Source organism: Pseudochrobactrum sp. XF203 (assembly GCF_020341615.1).
Lineage (GTDB): Bacteria > Pseudomonadota > Alphaproteobacteria > Rhizobiales > Rhizobiaceae > Pseudochrobactrum > Pseudochrobactrum saccharolyticum.
This window is the reverse complement of the sequence record NZ_CP084392.1, coordinates 1,467,371-1,484,829: the sequence shown is the minus strand read 5'-3', so window position 1 is coordinate 1,484,829 and position 17,459 is coordinate 1,467,371. Positions and strand designations below refer to the sequence as shown.

The window sequence follows — 17,459 nt, the reverse complement described above, 5'->3', positions numbered from 1 at the left end:
TTTATTGTTTGATACAAAACACAAAAGCCCTGCGTAATATTAATTACGCAGGGCTTTTTGTCTGGAGGACGGTTCTTTCGCCAAATATCAAATCCGGCGAAAGAAATCTTGAAGACATGAGAGGCGTCCTTCACCTCCCGTCAGATTATCAGAACTTGTAGTTTACACCAACGCGCACAGTGTGGAAGTTGGTTTTAACTTTGGATACATCTGCACCGTCGCTGAACTTAACTTTGCCCAGATCAGTGTAGAGATATTCTGTCTTCAGAGTTACGTTGTCAGTGAAGGCGTGTTCTACACCGGCACCGGCAGTCCAGCCAGCGCGGGTCTTGGAAGCGCTTTCAGACGCATCCAGAGCAGCACTATAACCTTCGATCTTCACTTTACCGTATGCAAGACCGGCTGTACCGTAAAGCATGGTGCGTTCAGCAATGTCTGCACCCAGACGACCACGAACAGTACCGAACCACTGGACTTTACCTTTTACAGTACCTTCATAAGCGCCGGCTGCATCATAGAAATCAACCGATTTCTTCATGGTCGAGCCCTGGAAGTCAGCTTCGATACCGGCAACAACCTGATCGAACTGCCAGTTGTAACCAGCCTGCACACCACCAACAAAGCCACGTGGCTTGATGCTGACGCCGTCTTCTTTCATTTTACCAAAACCGTAACCGGCATTGGCACCAACATAACCACCTTCCCAGCTGAAGGTATTCACTTCAACGGCTGGTGCAGGTTCGTTGTAAACGATAGCGTCTGCAGCCATTGCAGTGCCGGAGAACAGAACAGCTGCGGAAGCAGCGAGGATGACTTTATTAAACATGGGAGAACCTCAAAAATCTTTCTTGATCTTGTTTTACACCAACCGGAAAAAAATGCTGTAACAATATTGCAACACGAATATTCAGAAGAACTTATGGTTACTATTGCGTTAATTTACAAAATCAAAGTAAACACAAATAAAATTCAATATAATTACTTAACTGAAAATTAATAATAATTAAAATTACATTAAATCAACATAATTCATATTGTTTTGTGCGTTTTCTGCAATTTATAGCTGTATGAATTGCCTTGCACTGCAATCGCATGAAAGCCATAGTCTGAATATACTTGTTCCTGTATTCTGATTGCAAACACAGGTATATTCGGGAGATATTGCATGCTTTCATGGGTACCGCGCCGCCGCACGACTGCTGCTGCCAATGCACCGGCTCAGGCGGAAATTCCCAAACCTGTTATTCTTAAAACACCCCAGCCAATTGCTCTTGCTTTAGGCGGCGGTTCGGCACGCGGATGGGCACATATCGGCGTATTACGCGCACTCAATGAAGCCAATATCAAAATATCTATGATTGCAGGCACCTCAATAGGGGCACTTGTGGGCGGCTGCTATCTGGCAGGAAAACTGGATGAGCTGGAAGAGTTTGCACGCTCCCTTACACGCAGACGCATGTTCAGCCTGATGGATATTACATTTCGTGGCAGCGGATTATTCGGCGGCATGAAACTGGATCGCAAATTGCACCAGCATCTCGACGGATTGAATATTGATGACTTGCCCTGTCCTTATGTGGCCGTCGCCACTGAATTACGCACGGGTCACGAAATCTGGCTCTCCACCGGCTCACTTATTATGGCAATGCGCGCCTCTTATGCATTGCCGGGCGTTTTTGAACCGATCCGTTACGACCACCGGCTGCTTGTGGACGGCGCATTGGTCAATCCGGTTCCGGTTTCCGTATGCCGCGCCTATGAGCAGCAATTGGTTCTGGCCGTCAATCTCAACTATGACCAGTTCGGCCGCGCAGCCGTTGTCAAATATACAAGTCCAGCACGCGCCGGACAGGAAGACACAATCAACCCCGCTCAGGCAGGTGTCATAAGCCATGAATCGCGCTTGGGCATAACCGGCGTCATGATGGACGCTTTCAATATTATACAGGACAGAATCTCGCGCGCCCGTATGGCCGGCGATCCGCCAGACATCGCTTTGATGCCAAGCATCGGCCATATCGGCCTGACCGAGTTTCACCGCGCGGCTGAAACTATTGATATCGGCTATCAGGAAACCCGTAAACAGCTGGAAAATATTGAAAGACTGCAACGCGTCATCTTTTGAATCAAAAATTCCGGCTCAAAAGACGAATCTTTTCAGTTTTTTGACAGTTTGATTCCGGAAAATATGGCTGACTAAGTACCCAGTGAAGAAAATAGCCCCGCTTCATCCTATTGAAGGGATTATAAAAACGCGGTTTTGCGGGTGAAAAACGGGCTTCTGTGAATTACTTTTAAAAAAATGCAATGAAACGAATAATTTGGCTTGTCACTGCAATAGTGATTTGCTACATCGCCCTCACCGAAGCAGTTCGGTTTCTACCACACAGTGCGGTCGTGGCGGAATTGGTAGACGCGCAGCGTTGAGGTCGCTGTGGGGCAACCCGTGGAAGTTCGAGTCTTCTCGACCGCACCAATTGGCTTTCATTTCCCCTTATATTTCAATGATATAACAGTTTTAGCACTTCTCAAGTACACATTCGAGTACACAGGAAGTACACAATGGGTTTGTCGCTGAAATACGTAGTTCTGACAAATGCTGGCACTTGGCATTATCGCCGCAGGGTTCCTAAGGCAGCTCGGACAACCTTCCCTCAGAGTGAATTTAAAAGACTACTTGGTGACACTCGACGTGAGGCTTTGCGCAACTGGCCGCATGTCCATGCTGAGTTTGAACGTCTGACCTCGAATCACGCGGCACAACAACGCCCTTCCCCCAGAACGACTGACCAACTGCGCTCTATGGATGTATCGACAGACTCTCACTCAGAAGTGATTGCCAACACCCTACCACTCAAAGCAACAAAGAACAGCCACCACATAGCCAAAGCCCTGAAACCAACTTTGGCAGATGCAAAACAGCTGTATCTTCAAGAGCGCATTATCGGGGATATTAACGAACGTCATAAGACTGCCCGTATTAAGCGCGTTATGACGCACCTTCATGCAGTGATTGCGCCTGATTGCTTGTTGTCTGATCTCACCCGCAGTCATGCGCGTGAAGTGCGCGACAGGATGTTGACCGAACTCCAAATGACACCGATCACAGTTAAGCGCTATCTATGCGATGTGAGCGCTATGGTGAACCTTGGCCTCAGGGAGTTTGATGTGCGCGACGCAATCAACCCGTTCCTCAATTTGCCAATCAAAATTGATACCGTCGCAAGAGAAGAACGCGACCCGCTACCTGAGGAAGTCCTTCAATTCATGAGAGAACGGCTGGCCGTCCATGCCGCCCCCGATATATTCAACATATGGCAGATTGTTGAAGGAACGGGTTGTCGTCTTGGCGAGGTGACGGGACTACTTAAATCAGACGTCCATACAGACGAAGCCATTCCCTATATTGATCTAGTATTCCATGACCACAGACGACTAAAGACAAACGGTTCAATCCGTCGAGTACCACTTGTCGGAGACGCATTAATTGCAGTCAATAACGCCCTCAAAGAAGCCGGAGACAGCACCTTTTTGTTTCCCCGCTATGGTCGTGTGCGTGGCGCTGACAGTGCATCAGCAGCCCTTATGAAGCACCTCAGGGCTATATCAGATAACCCAAAACACACCATCCACTCACTCCGTCACGGCATGGAAGACAAACTGACCCGTGCAGGTGTATCGGAGTTTGATAGAAACCTTGTTCTCGGACATTCAAGCGGTGGCATGAGTGAGCGTTATGGTGGCGCTGAGGTGAGATTGGAAATGGCATTTAAGGCATTGATGAAACTTGATACAGTTCAATAGATATAAAAAAATACAGACACCCTGATAAAAAAGTCAGCCTTAGCACCTTTTCGCAGCCATCACCTCGAAATACCATCACTTTCTATAGCGTTAATTATTATGGAAAGTACATGTTTCAGATCACTCGACAAAAAGATTAACACTACTTAATACTGTGCATATGATTGGTCGGGGGATGGTCTTGCGTTTTTTCCTTTTCATTTTAACACTTCTAATTATCTCATCGCCTGCTCAGGCGAATCTCAGCTATGATTCACTAGCAGATAGTGACCTACCTACCGTATTAATTGTTAAGGGAACTTTTGAGCACGATGATGATTTGTCTGTATTTTTAGAGGCAATCCGAAAGCACAATACAACGGCCATCATATTTAATTCTGGTGGCGGGAATGTATACAAGGCAATCGAACTCGGCAAAATCATCAGGGCATTAAAACTCAGTACAATACAGCCTCGCAGCATGGAATGCTCCTCCGCCTGCTCCCTTGCCTTTTTAGGTGGTATCAACCGTTTTGCAGAAGCTGGCTCAATCGGAGTTCATAAATCATCTTTCATCAATGCTAGTGGCATGGATGCTAATGATGCTATTTCAAGCATCCAGAAAGCAACTGCTGACATTATGGGGTACATGACTGAAATGGGTGCGGACGCGAACCTGCTTCAACTAGCCTTGCAATACGATAGTGATGATATGCGCTATTTATCACGCAGAGAAATGGAAAATTTCAAAGTTGTAACCGAACAGGAAACTAAACAGCCTTCGTCTCCTCCACAGGTTGCAACTACTCCACCTACAACTACTCACACTGCTCCATCAACATACTCAGCACCACCGCAATCTAGCTATCAGCCAGCTTATCGTCCAAACATGAGTATTCCTGCTGCCCATTCAGGCATCGTCCATCATCCAAAGAAAAAAGCTGAAATCAAGTTTGACCCCGACAATAAATCACGCACTTTAGTGGAACTGAGAAACGGTGCTACGGTGTACTTACAACCTTACGATAAGCAGTGGTACATGGTGGCACATGGCGACTACAGAGGCTACATGCACCATTCATGGGTACACGTCGATCAATATGAATTGCCAAAATCAGAAAGACGATACATTCAGATAAGTAGCTTTGATAATTATGAGGCTGCCTTGGAATATATAAACAAATCAGACCTCAATCTGGACATCTATCTTTCGACAAATGGTTGGCTGGCCGTCACTCTACGTGGAACATTCAGCCAATCCGATGCAATTAAAATCACTAAAGAGTTAAAAAACGCAAGAAGAATACCACAAGATTCCATATTAAATTATGGAAACACATACATAAGAAAACTATAGATAAATTAGAATCTCAAATATTATCCGCATGAGAGAGATAGGCACAATTATTCTGTTTACTCGTTCAAAGCTCAGTAGACCGTGGCTTTGCTCAGTCTGATCTTCCTCTGAAAACACATAATCACCCCATAACAATCACAAGCCCCACATTGCCAAGGCTTTCTCTGCCGCTGCTGGTTCGTCCTTAATGCGGTAGATGGTCTGGCGTGTGAGGCCGGTTTCGGTTGCCGCCTGAGTGACCGAGGCACCTTTGCCCAGTAGATCAATCACTTGATCGTATTGGTGACGGCTGTAGCTTGGCTTTCTGCCCTTGTAGTCGTTCGCATCAGCTTTGGCCTTAGCACTGGCAATACCAGCCTTCTGAGCCTCTTTCGTCGCTTCTGCTTGTGCTTGTGCTGTTGCAGCCATGAATGCTATCAGCGCGTCTCTTACGGCCATTTGAATGGGGTCTGTAGTGGAGCCGTCAAAGGTCATGTTATTGATGACAGTACGGATAATCACGCCCCGACGAATGAACTCCCTGATCGTGTCGGTCACGTCTGCATAGTTACGGCCAAGACGATCAACCCAGCGAACCACCAGCACGTCACCAGAGCGTAGCATATCAAACAGACGCTTGCCCTCTGGTCGGTCTTTCATAAGCACGTTAACACCGGAAACACCACGATCAGCAATCACATGATCAAAGGTGAAGCCTGCCGCTTCTGCCTGTGCCTGTTGGTGGTCGAGGGTCTGCTCTGCTGTCGATACACGAGCATAAAGTAAGGTTGCCATGTGGCCTCCGTATATGTCCATTAGGTTATTGTCCGAATGAATATCTGTACGAAAACTAATAGTCAACCCTAACGGACAAAAAGAAATGCACTTTACGGACGACCGCTGAGGTATACCCTTATGGACAGCAGCGCTAGCTTGTCCCCAGACATATCTCCGGAGACAAGATGATCTATAACAACTAGACGTTGCCTTGTTTTTTAATCACTTGGGCTGCATTCCATGCGCCATTGGCGCCAGCTTCATTGGCTTTGAACATGACCACTGTCACGCCGACATTCGCTGTTGGCGCATAAATAGGAGTGGCGAAACCGGATGAGTTATAGGAGCCGTAAACGCTATTCCCATATGCAGTGCCGCTATAACTACCATTGTTTGACGTGCTAATACCTGCAAGCTGACGACCTTGAGAGGTTGCCGCCTGCTCAAGACGAAAGTGTGTGTAACCGCGCTTTGCCGTGGCTTCTGCTGCTCTGAGCAGGGTAATGCGTCCTGCAGAACCGGTAAACATAGCTCCTGATGCTTGAGTGTCTAGACGCACTACGTTAGGCGCAAGCGGCATTTCATTGGTTGTTGCGCAGCCAGAGATGATACCGACAGCGAGCAGACATGCAAATTTGTTCATATAGATTACCCCGTTTGATCAACGGAACATAACGAGGAAGCAATTTGCCTTCAATATACATAAATAAGTATTTGAAAAGAAGAAACTGAAACCAGACATAGTGCAATGAACAAATGCGCAGTGACACCACCAATTGCAGGTAACAACTAAAAATATCACAATAGGCTAAGCCCTGAAAATGGCCTAATGACTATGTTTTATTGTTGGTCTGAAGGGGTAGAGGGGGATACTGTGGTTTCCATATATCTGATTTGGGGTCTCAGATTTTTTCACCAAACATTTCCCCCTATACCTATTCTTATGGCATTTCCCGACGAGGCAGCTCAGCAGTCAGGAAATTGAACACCCACTGCATAGGCAAGATACGTTGCATCGGCAGAAGATCGTAAACAGACTTAGCGTCTGGACGTGAGTAGTCATCACCAAACAAAGCAGTAATAATACCGGACGTGGCATTTCCAGCAGTACCGATAAGGTCGCCTGTCGGGTTACTTGTCCATAGACCTGCCAGGCCACTAGAGCGATAGTCCATCACTGTCTCGCCGGTCGTGAAGTACGCCCCTGTGTCGACCATCATCGGCACCAAAGATGACTCCGAAGAGCGCATGAAACCAGCCAGAGCCAGATTACCGAACTCCAATCTCTGTGCCAGCTTGCTCTCCCTGTCAGGGTCGCCAATGAGCTGCAAGTGTGACTGACTGGCATAGACCAGACTGCCAATGATAGAACCGGCAAGGAACTGCATAGCTGCTGGAAAGTCCCGCATGTTGATACCCTGCATGAGACCACGAGTGTACGCGCCTACGGCAAATGAGCGGAACTGCAAGATGACCTTACCCAGCGGACTGGTCATCCACTTCGCAAACTGACCAGCGTCATTCTCCAAGATCATACCCTTAATGCCCCTGTTAAGAGCGTCTTCGTAGTCACCACGGACGGACGTAGGCCAGTTTCCAATGCCGAGTTCGGTCAGCCTACCGTTCTCACTTTTGCCGTGCTTACGGATAGCATCGTAGATACCGTTAACCTGTGTGTCAGACATACCCAGCAGTCGTAGTCGTTCGGTCGATAATACTTTACCGCCATTAGCAGCCTGAAACATTTTCTGAGAGAACGCTCGCGCTGCCCACTTCTGCAACAGGTTGTTGATAGGAACCATACCGGAACCTAAGGCCACCGCACGGTTGATACGGTGCATCTTAGGTTCAGCCCAGCCCATTGCCTGACTTGCCTTTGAGTCCCTGCCATTAAGGTGCATAGGAACACCGAAGTCGTCCGTATGAACCAGCTTCTTGGCAATCTCAAAATCACGGCCAATAGCAACCATGTCATCAATCTCAGCGCCCAGCTCGTCTGTGAGCTTGCCAGTCCTGATGGTGTTCATCAGCTGACGGAAAGACGGCAGAGCGTGGTAGCTGGTCTTGAAGCCCATCTGCACCACTGCACGGGAACCCTCAGGTATCTGAGAGAAACCCACCTGTCCCATAAGACGACCAAAGTTGAAGTCTCTGAGCAGCCGTAAGAAGCGATGAAGGTCTCCGGCTTCCTTGTGGTTAGGGATACCGGCAACAGCATTGTAAGCGAACCTCAGGTTCTCAATGTCACGCTCCGTCTTGAGATTGGCATTGCCAGCCTTACGTTCCTCGTCAGCGACCGCCTTCACCTTCTCAATGAAAGTATCCAAATCACCAGACTTACGGAAACCATCAACCAGCAGCTCGCCGGTATCAGAGAGCGGGTTAGGTATCTTAATGTCAGCCAAAGCCAGCTGACCGGACATTTGGTTGTTATACATCTTCATGAGCAGGTTACTGTCACGGATATAGAAGTCACTGACCTTGACTGCATATTCCTGACCGTTCGGGTCTCTCAGCTTCATCTCGTGGTTTTCATCCAGCATGATACGATGTTTCACCCGAGAGCTACCGCCAGCGTCCTTATTAGGCTCAGAACGCTTCCGACTTACTGCGCCCATGATTTCTTCAATCTCAGCGTCTGAGAGAAAGTCACCATTGGCTTTGGTTTCTGTGAGGAAGTGACGGAGGTCATCCATATCTTCACCGGACAAGGCACGAGCTGCTGTGTATTCCTGACCATTGCTGAGTTTATACATGCGGTCAGCAATAGCGAAGCCCATCTTATCGGCCAGCTCAGGTTTAATCTCAGGCTGGTTCTTACGGATAGCCTCAGAGAACAGCTTTGTTACACCGGTATATTCCCCGTTAGTAGGGTTCTTCTGAAAGCCGAACTTGGTCAGCAGGTCGATTGAAGCACTGCGATCAGGGACACGAGGGACGTAGTTCTGTGCGCCAATCTCAGAACGAACGATACCGGCATCACTGGCCTTCTGCCACCACGACTGCATGATCTTGTTCCACTGCTGCCCAGCCGCCTGCACTTCCTTAGGGAAAGCAGCCTTAGCCAGATCATCAGCACGGACGTAATCAGTGACCATATCGGAGAACTTAGAAAGCTCCTGCTCGGTCTTTGTCCACGGCACGTTATTGTTCTTTAAGAACGCCTTGCCCTGTTCGTTGAAGGTCATCGCCCAGTTTGCATCAGCTACACGTTGATACCGGCGTTTACGCTCAGTCGCAGCGATAGCCGTGACCTCGCCCTTCATGGCATTGCCGGTCGCATCTTCAACAAAGTATTTGCCGACACCGCGAACCATTGGATTGCCAGACTTGCCTAGCTGAGCAGCAAGATCGAAACGAGCCTGCCCGAAGGCCAGCTTGTAGGTCTTGTCAAACTCTTTCCATGCACGATGCTGCTCACGGGCATCGGTACGTAAGGTCGGCTCCACATAACCTACCTGCTTAGCACCGGCAGACGAGCCGAGAGTGTCAACTTGTGGTGCCGGTTCTTTGTGGAGGTTACGCGCCATATCTTCAATCAGAGCGTTCTCATCTGCCAATACACGGTCAGCGTGGCGATACTGATTAAAGACACCACCCAAGATGATACCAGTGCCAATGGAATATAAGAGGTCTGTGCTGTCTTTTGTCGGGTTTGCTGCAATTAATGGAATATCCACGATAGTATTTGCAATTGCACCCTCAGCGGCACTTAATGTTGCTGTGCCAATACGCCCGAAACGAGCACCCAGAGCTGCTGGAGCGCCGATACCGCCAGTTGCAGCCATAACACCCGCTGTTGCTGCCCATGCAGCTGGGTCAGTCACAGCAGCTGCGATATTAAGAGCAATACCAGTACCGCCCATCATGGACAGCTGACGGTTGTTCTCCAGCTGGTTCATCAGGCGACTACGAATAGCGTCTGCATGTTGCGCTGAAACTGCCCCTTCAAACTCTTTCAGGTACTCGGTCGGAACACCCTCACCGACCCGCTTCATCTCCTTTTCATCAAAGGTATAGTCGGGGTCATCAGGCATGTTACCGAGGAACCGGAAGGGAGCCAGCAGAGACCATTCATTCTGGACAGCAATCTTTGCACCTTGCCAGAGAGTTGGGGCTTCCTTCTCACGGCGCTCGTCTTCCTCAATCTGTTTCTGACGAGCCGTGAACTGGTCGTCTTGGCGGGTCGTATCAATGTCACCCATCGCTACTTGAGTTCGGTTAGGGTTGATACCGTCATGAGAACGAAAGTCACTGGTAGCGTCAATTGAGCCTGTTGTAGTGCCACCTTTGACAAGCGGAGTGCCACCGACTGAATTGAGTTTCTGCGTCCACAAATCAGCAAACTGCTTGCCGGTCATGGTCATGGCTTCACCACGACGAGCGGTCGGGAGATTGCTTGCCACAGCCTTTTGACCGACCAGCTTATAGGCCAGCTCATCGCCACGGCGGAGAATTGCAGAAGCACCGCCAGCGCCTTGCTGATGTGCCATATAGATTTCACCACCTGTCGGTTCACGACCAAGACGGTTAGTCAGGACTTTCTTGTTTGCCAAGAGAAGACGCATAGCTGCATCAGCATTGGCCTCAGGGTCGAAGGGAGAAGCCCCGTTACCGTACTGTTGCCATGTTGAGGGAATGAATTGAAACAGGCCGGAAGCCTTACTGCCCTTGTTAAAGGCGCGTGGGTCGAACGTCCCGCCTGTCTCAATATGCGCAATGCGCGTGGCTAGATCAGGGTCGATACCGTAGCGGGTAGCGGCAGACGTAATGATTTCCTTTGACGTTCTAGCCATAGGTTACTCCGTTATTTCTTTTGATTGGTTTTGATGACCACCACGAAGACAGCAAAAAACGCTCTGACACCGAAATGGTGCAAAGTGCCGATGATCAGAATTGTTCGTGGTGGCGGGGGAGTATCAGACCAGATTACCTATGAGGTCGGTTGTCATGAATGACTGCTGGTCGTGATTGTCAGTGTTTGACGGTGTTCAAGTTTGTTTTTCGGGTGGTTGTACTCTTGTGTATATACCCCGTACAACTAGGGTAAAAACATATTGGCTTTCATCTCTCTCAGTTCAGACAACTGCTTAGAGCGCGTCTTAAGAAACTTGCTGACCACCTGCTGAGTTACATCAAGAACACCGGCAATCTTTTCCTGTGTTAGCTGGGGCAATGTATCAGTCAGCCAACAGACCATCATTTGTACGGTCATGTCATTTCGACAACGATCAGATTGAAACCGTCGCAATGACTCTCTGGCAGCAACAATCTCTGTGGTGTAGGTCTTATCATGGTAGTCTTGAACAGCTTGTTCCCAACGCTCTATGAGCCAAAGAACAGCATCAGGGCTAACCACATCAAAAGGATACTTATTACCCCTACAATGTAGACGTTTACCCCAGCCCTTGGTCGTCAGCCAGTCGGCCAATCTGTGACGGTTATATCGTCCATCATTCTCTAGCTGTAAGAAATTTAGCTCTTTGAGGATGACGGTCATCTCCCTGCGACCACAGGAAAGAAACGCTGCAAGCTCTTTTAGTGTCAGCCAGTCACCAGAACTGACGGAAATAATCTCTCCTGTTTTACGATCTATAATTTCGTTTGTATATTCCATGTTCATTCTGCTGGTTACACAACGACACGACAAAACACCCCGCTGGTCATATAGACAGGCAAGGCTCTGATCGCGATTGTGATTTTGGTGAGTGTTGTAAGACCATATCCCTAATTGTCGGGTGTCATGATTGACTGTGGTCTTGATGCTCTATGGTGGTGATGTTCACTCTGACAGGATTGTTAAAGAGATAATAAAGGTATCCTTAGGGTATCTATACAAGGAGGTTATGATTTATCACCATCACTACCGCCTAAAGAAAATCAAAAGATAATCGTATTCTCATACTCTCTTTAAGTCCTTTAGATATGGTGGTCTCAGAAATCATGTGTCTGTGTATGTAAACGGGAGGGGGAATTTTCTCCCCTTCCATATGGAGGGGGTAATTGATTTCATCATATAGCGTCACTGACGAGATTTTATTTGTAAGAATATCCTCTTTATCCAAGGCAAATAAAAATTTGTCAGTAACGCAATATGACTAAACATCCCGCTCAATTATGAGGTGTATTCCGCACCTCCTCAAAGGCATCAAGAAATTCTTGTGCAGTAGCGCGGGATTTTCGTCCATATAAACCACTTATGCGCATAAGACTGTTGAAACCAGATTTTGTCATATTGAATGAAGTCACACGGAACACGCCACTAGAAAGCGTATAGGACGCGGGTAGAAATTCATCTGCAAAACTGGATTCGCTGTAAATAAGTTCTTTGATTTTGCTCAAAACAGCCTTGTGTGACTTACCGAACATTTCAGCTACATGGCGGCTATTAGCTGTGGCTGGTGCATCAAAATGATCGTTTACGATTGGTGTGTTTATATCGTACATTTGAATAATCCTTCTTTGACTGAGCAGTGAAAGCCCCGTGTGTAAAAATGCATATGGAGGGGGTAATTGATTTGCTCGTAATGAGAGTGCTGATGGTTGTTTTGTAGGACAAGCTAGAGGGGTAGCTTAAAATACAAAAGGCGCTCTACGAGCCATCTCTAAGGATATTTTAAGTGTCACCTCATTTCAGTAATGACCTGAGCCTGCTTAGTGTTCTCTTGCTTGAGTCGTTCAACCTTGCCCTGCAAGATCGTCATGGCTTTCAGGACGAACTCGTCTTCATCCATCTCACCAGACGTGACCTTCTCTTCGCCCATGATGTAAGCACCATCTTTGCGCATAGCTGGGAGAACTGTGTCTGTTACCCAATCTTGGAAAGGTCGAGCTTCTGGTTTGTCCGAACGCATGACAAGACGATTGAGGCCACCTTCTGAAATGCAGGTAGCACCGCGATTAGGAAAGCTAACGTGGGTCGAACCCACCATAGACTTTGTAACCTGTTGGTGTTGCTCATCGTTGAGTACATGCATTGCGTATGTTGTCTGCCTAATCTCCAGCACACGGCAAACGTCTGCCGCCACGAACCAAGGCTGGTCAGCAATGGTGACTACGCGAATTTCATTGCTGTTGAAATTGAAGGTTGTGAGGACGAGACCGTTGTTTTAATTGCACACCTTATTTATATAAGCAGAGCGGAACGGTCATTTTGACCGCTCCACCCTCTGCGCTTAGAGGAAGAAATAAGGGGCTACAGTTATACGGACTGTGGCCTTTTTCTTTTTAAAACGCAGAGGATTGTAATTTAATCGTACTTATAGAGTGCCTAGTAGTTTATCTTTATTATGTAGTTGCTCGGCTTTCAGCGCATGACGTTTTTTAAAAGACCACTGAGGTACGTCATAAGTTAAGCGCCAATGACCGATATACACCTTGAAAACAGTCAAATCTTCGATATCCCAAAACGCGCTAAATTCACGCTTCTCAAGCGCTGGTTCAACATTAGCAAATGCCTCTCCAAGCCATTTTGACCTGAAATAAAAACGGCGAAGGCTATAAAACTCAAATGTGCTTTGTTGTGTACGAATAACCATTCCAATTACTCCTCTAGCGATTTGGATGAGGGCAATTGACACCACATTTAATGCTGCAGTCAATGAATTTTATATAATAAATTCAACGACTTATTCACTTGTGAATAGGTGGATTTCAATGTAGACTTTACATCTGGAAGATTTTATTTCTTTACAAATACTTAGTCGTCGATGTGACGCAAATCTGTGTCACGCTGATCTATTCACGTCTGTATAGAGCCTGTGGAAGAATGCCTCTGCGCCACATGATGCAGGAGGTTGCGTACTTTCCTTATTGACAGAATAGGAACCTGTTTTGCGGATAGTTGGGAGGACTTCACGAGTTACCCAGTTCTGAAACCCACGGGCTTCGGGTTTGTCCGAACGCATGATGAGTTTATAGAGGCCACTTTCAGAAATAAGCGCGTAGTGAGAGACTTTGGTACCGGCAAAAACATGAGCAAGCGATTTAAAATCGCTCGGTAGTTTGGGGTGTCGACGCACGACCCTTATCTCTGTTGCGCTCAAAACCTTTGCTGTATTTAGTCCTGTGCGCTTTCCATAAAGCAAGTCATAAAGATCGACCGCCACGAACCAAGGCTGGCCATCAATAGTGACTACACGTATTTTATGGCTATTGAAGTTGAAGGTTGTGAGAGCGTTTGATTACCTCTTGGCGTTCCCTATAAGTGCTGCTATTGGTTCAATCAGAGGTACACATTTTGCACCACACGAGGTACACAATGGCCGACCTCTAACTATTTCCCTTTGAATGGCTTGTCTGCGCTTTTCTCCTAGCTGACATTCAAGACGACTAAAGGGTACAACACAAAGACTGAAAAACAATCATTCGAGTGTCACCTTAAGGAAACTCTGAAACCGTTTGAAATTATTGAATATAAGACCCTTGTCACTGCAATAGTGATTTGCTACATCGCCCTCACCGAAGCAGTTCGGTTTCTACCACACAGTGCGGTCGTGGCGGAATTGGTAGACGCGCAGCGTTGAGGTCGCTGTGGGGCAACCCGTGGAAGTTCGAGTCTTCTCGACCGCACCATTCTCTCCTTACAATCAGGAAGAAAAAGCTAACAATAGCAACGATCTATTGAAGCTTATTAAATGCGTTTCCCCTCTATCCTCTATCCTTTATTCTAAAACACCTATTGATTTTACTTCCTAATTTGAAACAAGCCCCCACCTTGTCAGATTAGTTGAGATGGCCTTTTTTTTATAAAGAAACATACCTGAGCCCTCCTCTGCATATACTTGAGTGCTAAGCCTCTTCGATAATTACCAATAAGCAGATCGTTGACACCGTCGCTGATACAGGCCTGCGACAGCAGCCTTTATGGGCAAAATGACTCGCTTTACCCAAACACTGGTGATCGATAAGGTGCGGCACAATTTCACCATCCGCATATTTTATGACTTGATTATCACTATTGCACTTTCAGCTAAGGAAGCCCCTTTGAGCACACGCAACTCACTGACACCTTCAATGGAAGAGAAATACTCCGACATCAAAGCACAAAATGAACGCAGGATGATGCTTGCGATCAAGAAATCTCTCAGTGATGCCTACGTACAAACGGCGAATGAATTAAAAGCAGCCGGAATCGACGAAGATGCACCGCCACAGGATTATTATATCGCCTTAGCGCATCAGCAGTTATACGCACTTCTGTGTGGCGCTGATCCTGAAACATTTGAAGGCGGAGACCCACAAATTGCAGAATTCGTGATTAAAAACGCTCAAAATATTCGTGAGCACTATTGGCTAAAGGATACAGAGTAAAGCCTGCACAACATCCATGTCCCATTGCTGCAGTTTCGTCATTTACACAGCGACATGGCGATAGTGATGTTGCTCTTGCCATTACGACATCTGATGCGCACAGAGTAGAGCCTTTCAAATAAAAGCGGTCAATTTGCCATCTGGATTTTTTGAGCTGTAATCTCTACCTGAATGCCATCATGACAGAAAATTCCCCTGCACAGAGTCGCCCCGCGACAAACCGTAATGATCTATCTGCACGTTTTCAGGCTGCTGACGGCTCTCCGCCTGTTGAATGGCTGGTTGCCAATGGCCTCACAGCCTATCCGGATGCTGAAGCGTTTATGGAAGCCCGCGTCGCAGCCATTCGTGACGGTACAGCTAATGAGCTGGTCTGGCTTGTGGAACACCCGCCGCTTTATACTGCAGGCACCAGTGCCCGCGAAGAAGACCTGCTCTCACCTGATCGTTTTCCGGTTTACAAGACGGGGCGCGGCGGTGAGTTTACCTATCATGGTCCGGGGCAGCGCGTTGCCTACGTTATGCTGGATCTGAAACGGCGCCGCGAAGATATTCGTGCCTTTGTGGCTGCACTTGAAGAATGGATTATCCGCACGCTCGACAGCTTTAATGTCAAAGGTGAGCGCCGCGAAGACCGCGTGGGTGTCTGGGTTATACGCCCTGAAAAACCGCGCCTCGCCGATGGCTCAATGGCTGAAGACAAGATTGCTGCAATCGGTATTCGTTTGCGTCGCTGGGTCAGCTTTCACGGCATCTCCATCAATGTAGAGCCGCAGCTTGAAAATTTCGGCGGTATTGTTCCCTGCGGCATTGCCGAACATGGCGTGACCAGCCTTGTCGATCTGGGATTACCCGTTTCGATGGATGATCTGGATGTGGCGTTGAAGCAAAGTTTCAATGATGTTTTTGGTGATGTGAAATAATAAAAACATCAAACAACATATTATTTTAAAATGATAAAGGCGGCTTTTGAGCCGCCTTTCTTTTTCGCTCATACGGAAAGCATTGCCTTCTCCGCTTCCGCACTGCGCTTTTGCTCGCGGATGAACACATAAATACCAGAGCCGATAATAATGGCGATGCCGAACCATTTTGACAGGCTTGGGAAATCCCCGAAAAAGATCAGCCCAACAGTCACGGCCATAACGATTTCGACATATTGAAATGGCGCGAGAATAGATGCCGGTGCCAGCTGAAATGCCTGCACCACCAGCAAATGGCCGCTGGCTGCAAAGACGCCGATCATAATCAGCATGAACCACGGGAACAGCGAGGTAGGCAGTACAAATTGCAGATCGGGAATAGCCGCGGCCTCACCGAAGATCATAACAGCAAGCCCCATGATACTGCCGCCGATACCGGCATAAAGCTGCATGACGACGGGACGCTCATTGAGGCCGAATTTACGGTTCAGCACCAGATAAACTGCAAACAGAAAAGCTGAAATCATCGGCAGAACCGATACCCAGCCAAACACGCTCCAGCTTGGTTGAATCACGATCACGGTTCCGAGCAGGCCAACAAGCACGGCACTGAGACGACGCCAGCCCACCTTCTCATTGAGAAAAATCATCGAAAGAACTGTGAGAATGAGCGGTTCAACAAAGAACACGGCCAGCGCATCGGCCAGCGGCATATATTTTACCGCCGTAAAAAAGCACAGGCTGCCGAGAGCAAGCAGACAGCCACGAAACAGATTACCCCAGAGATGCTCAGTTTTAAGGCCAAGTCCGCGACTGAACAGGACAATTGCACCTAAGCTAATCAGCCCCTGCACAAAGAAACGCATGAAACTGATGGTGGCAGGCGGAATATTCTCTTCCATTGCCAGCCATTTGCCGGTTGCATCCATAAGCGGCACAATAAGCATGGCACAGATCATCGTAATCATTCCGCGCACATGCGGCTGTAACCGGTCTTGCATTTTCATTCCCCTGCGGCAGAGCCGCCTTCATTTCATTCTCTGTTCTCATCACGGCTTATATGTTTAAGCAACCACTCTCTCCCGCCCCTTGTCTGATTGTGCCAAACCGTCACTATAAGGACACAGAGCCCGCTATGCTGTCGCGGATTGGTTGCGGCATGATTTGACAATTCCGATATAATTGTTCAAACAAAATAAATCTGCGGAAAAGTCAGGATTACCGGCATTTAAACAGGAACGTAAAGAGAACCTTTATCGCTTTAGCGATATAAACATGCCAAACTATCTGTGATTCGATTTTCCGTAATTCCGAAGCGGTTCCGGTTT

Annotated in this window: 14 protein-coding genes, 2 tRNA genes and 1 pseudogene; 7 read left to right on the top strand and 10 right to left on the bottom strand. The window is 47.7% G+C overall.

The genetic code is table 11. The features are described 5' to 3' along the window. Window positions 1-148: 148 nt before the first annotated feature. Window positions 149-826, bottom strand: coding sequence for an outer membrane protein (locus tag LDL70_RS06535; protein WP_075655276.1), 678 nt, complete (start codon window positions 824-826; stop codon window positions 149-151). Window positions 827-1,165: 339 nt separating this feature from the next. Between LDL70_RS06535 and LDL70_RS06530 the strand changes: the two are divergent. The 4 genes and pseudogenes from LDL70_RS06530 to LDL70_RS06515 all read left to right on the top strand — a co-directional run. Further along, window positions 1,166-1,826, top strand: a pseudogene (locus LDL70_RS06530) (patatin-like phospholipase family protein); the annotation flags it as partial. A gap of 565 nt (window positions 1,827-2,391) precedes the next feature. Next, window positions 2,392-2,476, top strand: a tRNA-Leu gene (locus LDL70_RS06525). 86 nt (window positions 2,477-2,562) lie between these two features. Beyond that, window positions 2,563-3,804 (top strand): site-specific integrase, encoded by a 1,242-nt coding sequence (locus LDL70_RS06520; protein ID WP_225687898.1) that lies wholly within the window; start codon window positions 2,563-2,565, stop codon window positions 3,802-3,804. 181 nt (window positions 3,805-3,985) lie between these two features. Beyond that, the gene (locus LDL70_RS06515; RefSeq protein WP_225687896.1) at window positions 3,986-5,140 is read left to right on the top strand and encodes a hypothetical protein; all 1,155 of its coding nucleotides are present in this window, start codon (window positions 3,986-3,988) and stop codon (window positions 5,138-5,140) included. A 135-nt stretch (window positions 5,141-5,275) separates the two neighbouring features. Here the strand turns inward: LDL70_RS06515 and LDL70_RS06510 are convergent, their stop codons facing one another. The 8 genes from LDL70_RS06510 to LDL70_RS06475 form a co-directional block, all read right to left on the bottom strand. Further along, complete coding sequence (locus LDL70_RS06510; RefSeq protein WP_225687894.1) at window positions 5,276-5,914, bottom strand: recombinase family protein; 639 nt, start codon at window positions 5,912-5,914, stop codon at window positions 5,276-5,278. A gap of 181 nt (window positions 5,915-6,095) precedes the next feature. Next, on the bottom strand, window positions 6,096-6,539 hold the full coding sequence (locus tag LDL70_RS06505) for a hypothetical protein (protein ID WP_225687892.1): 444 nt from the start codon (window positions 6,537-6,539) through the stop codon (window positions 6,096-6,098). 298 nt (window positions 6,540-6,837) lie between these two features. Further along, the gene (locus tag LDL70_RS06500; protein ID WP_225687890.1) at window positions 6,838-10,692 is read right to left on the bottom strand and encodes a transglycosylase SLT domain-containing protein; all 3,855 of its coding nucleotides are present in this window, start codon (window positions 10,690-10,692) and stop codon (window positions 6,838-6,840) included. A 245-nt stretch (window positions 10,693-10,937) separates the two neighbouring features. Beyond that, a complete protein-coding gene (locus tag LDL70_RS06495; RefSeq protein ID WP_075655791.1) occupies window positions 10,938-11,513 on the bottom strand; it encodes a hypothetical protein in 576 nt (191 codons plus the stop codon). A gap of 494 nt (window positions 11,514-12,007) precedes the next feature. After that, window positions 12,008-12,343 carry a Rha family transcriptional regulator gene (locus LDL70_RS06490; RefSeq protein WP_225687881.1) on the bottom strand — a complete coding sequence of 112 codons (336 nt, stop codon included), beginning with the start codon at window positions 12,341-12,343 and terminating at the stop codon, window positions 12,008-12,010. A 176-nt stretch (window positions 12,344-12,519) separates the two neighbouring features. Further along, complete coding sequence (locus LDL70_RS06485; protein WP_245293619.1) at window positions 12,520-12,903, bottom strand: BRO family protein; 384 nt, start codon at window positions 12,901-12,903, stop codon at window positions 12,520-12,522. A gap of 252 nt (window positions 12,904-13,155) precedes the next feature. Beyond that, window positions 13,156-13,434 carry a hypothetical protein gene (locus LDL70_RS06480; protein ID WP_225687879.1) on the bottom strand — a complete coding sequence of 93 codons (279 nt, stop codon included), beginning with the start codon at window positions 13,432-13,434 and terminating at the stop codon, window positions 13,156-13,158. Between the two features lie 189 nt (window positions 13,435-13,623). Beyond that, window positions 13,624-14,004 carry a Bro-N domain-containing protein gene (locus LDL70_RS06475; RefSeq protein WP_370637785.1) on the bottom strand — a complete coding sequence of 127 codons (381 nt, stop codon included), beginning with the start codon at window positions 14,002-14,004 and terminating at the stop codon, window positions 13,624-13,626. A 381-nt stretch (window positions 14,005-14,385) separates the two neighbouring features. Here LDL70_RS06475 and LDL70_RS06470 point away from each other — a divergent pair. The 3 genes from LDL70_RS06470 to lipB all read left to right on the top strand — a co-directional run bounded on the left by LDL70_RS06470 (window position 14,386) and on the right by lipB (window position 16,131). Beyond that, window positions 14,386-14,470, top strand: a tRNA-Leu gene (locus LDL70_RS06470). A gap of 291 nt (window positions 14,471-14,761) precedes the next feature. Next, window positions 14,762-15,208, top strand: coding sequence for a hypothetical protein (locus tag LDL70_RS06465; protein ID WP_370637784.1), 447 nt, complete (start codon window positions 14,762-14,764; stop codon window positions 15,206-15,208). A gap of 179 nt (window positions 15,209-15,387) precedes the next feature. Then, entirely contained in the window at window positions 15,388-16,131 is a 744-nt protein-coding gene (gene lipB, locus LDL70_RS06460) for a lipoyl(octanoyl) transferase LipB (protein ID WP_225687877.1), read from the top strand. A 68-nt stretch (window positions 16,132-16,199) separates the two neighbouring features. Here lipB and LDL70_RS06455 read toward each other — a convergent pair whose 3' ends face one another. Continuing rightward, window positions 16,200-17,132, bottom strand: coding sequence for a DMT family transporter (locus tag LDL70_RS06455; RefSeq protein WP_225687875.1), 933 nt, complete (start codon window positions 17,130-17,132; stop codon window positions 16,200-16,202). Between the last annotated feature and the right edge of the window lie 327 nt (window positions 17,133-17,459).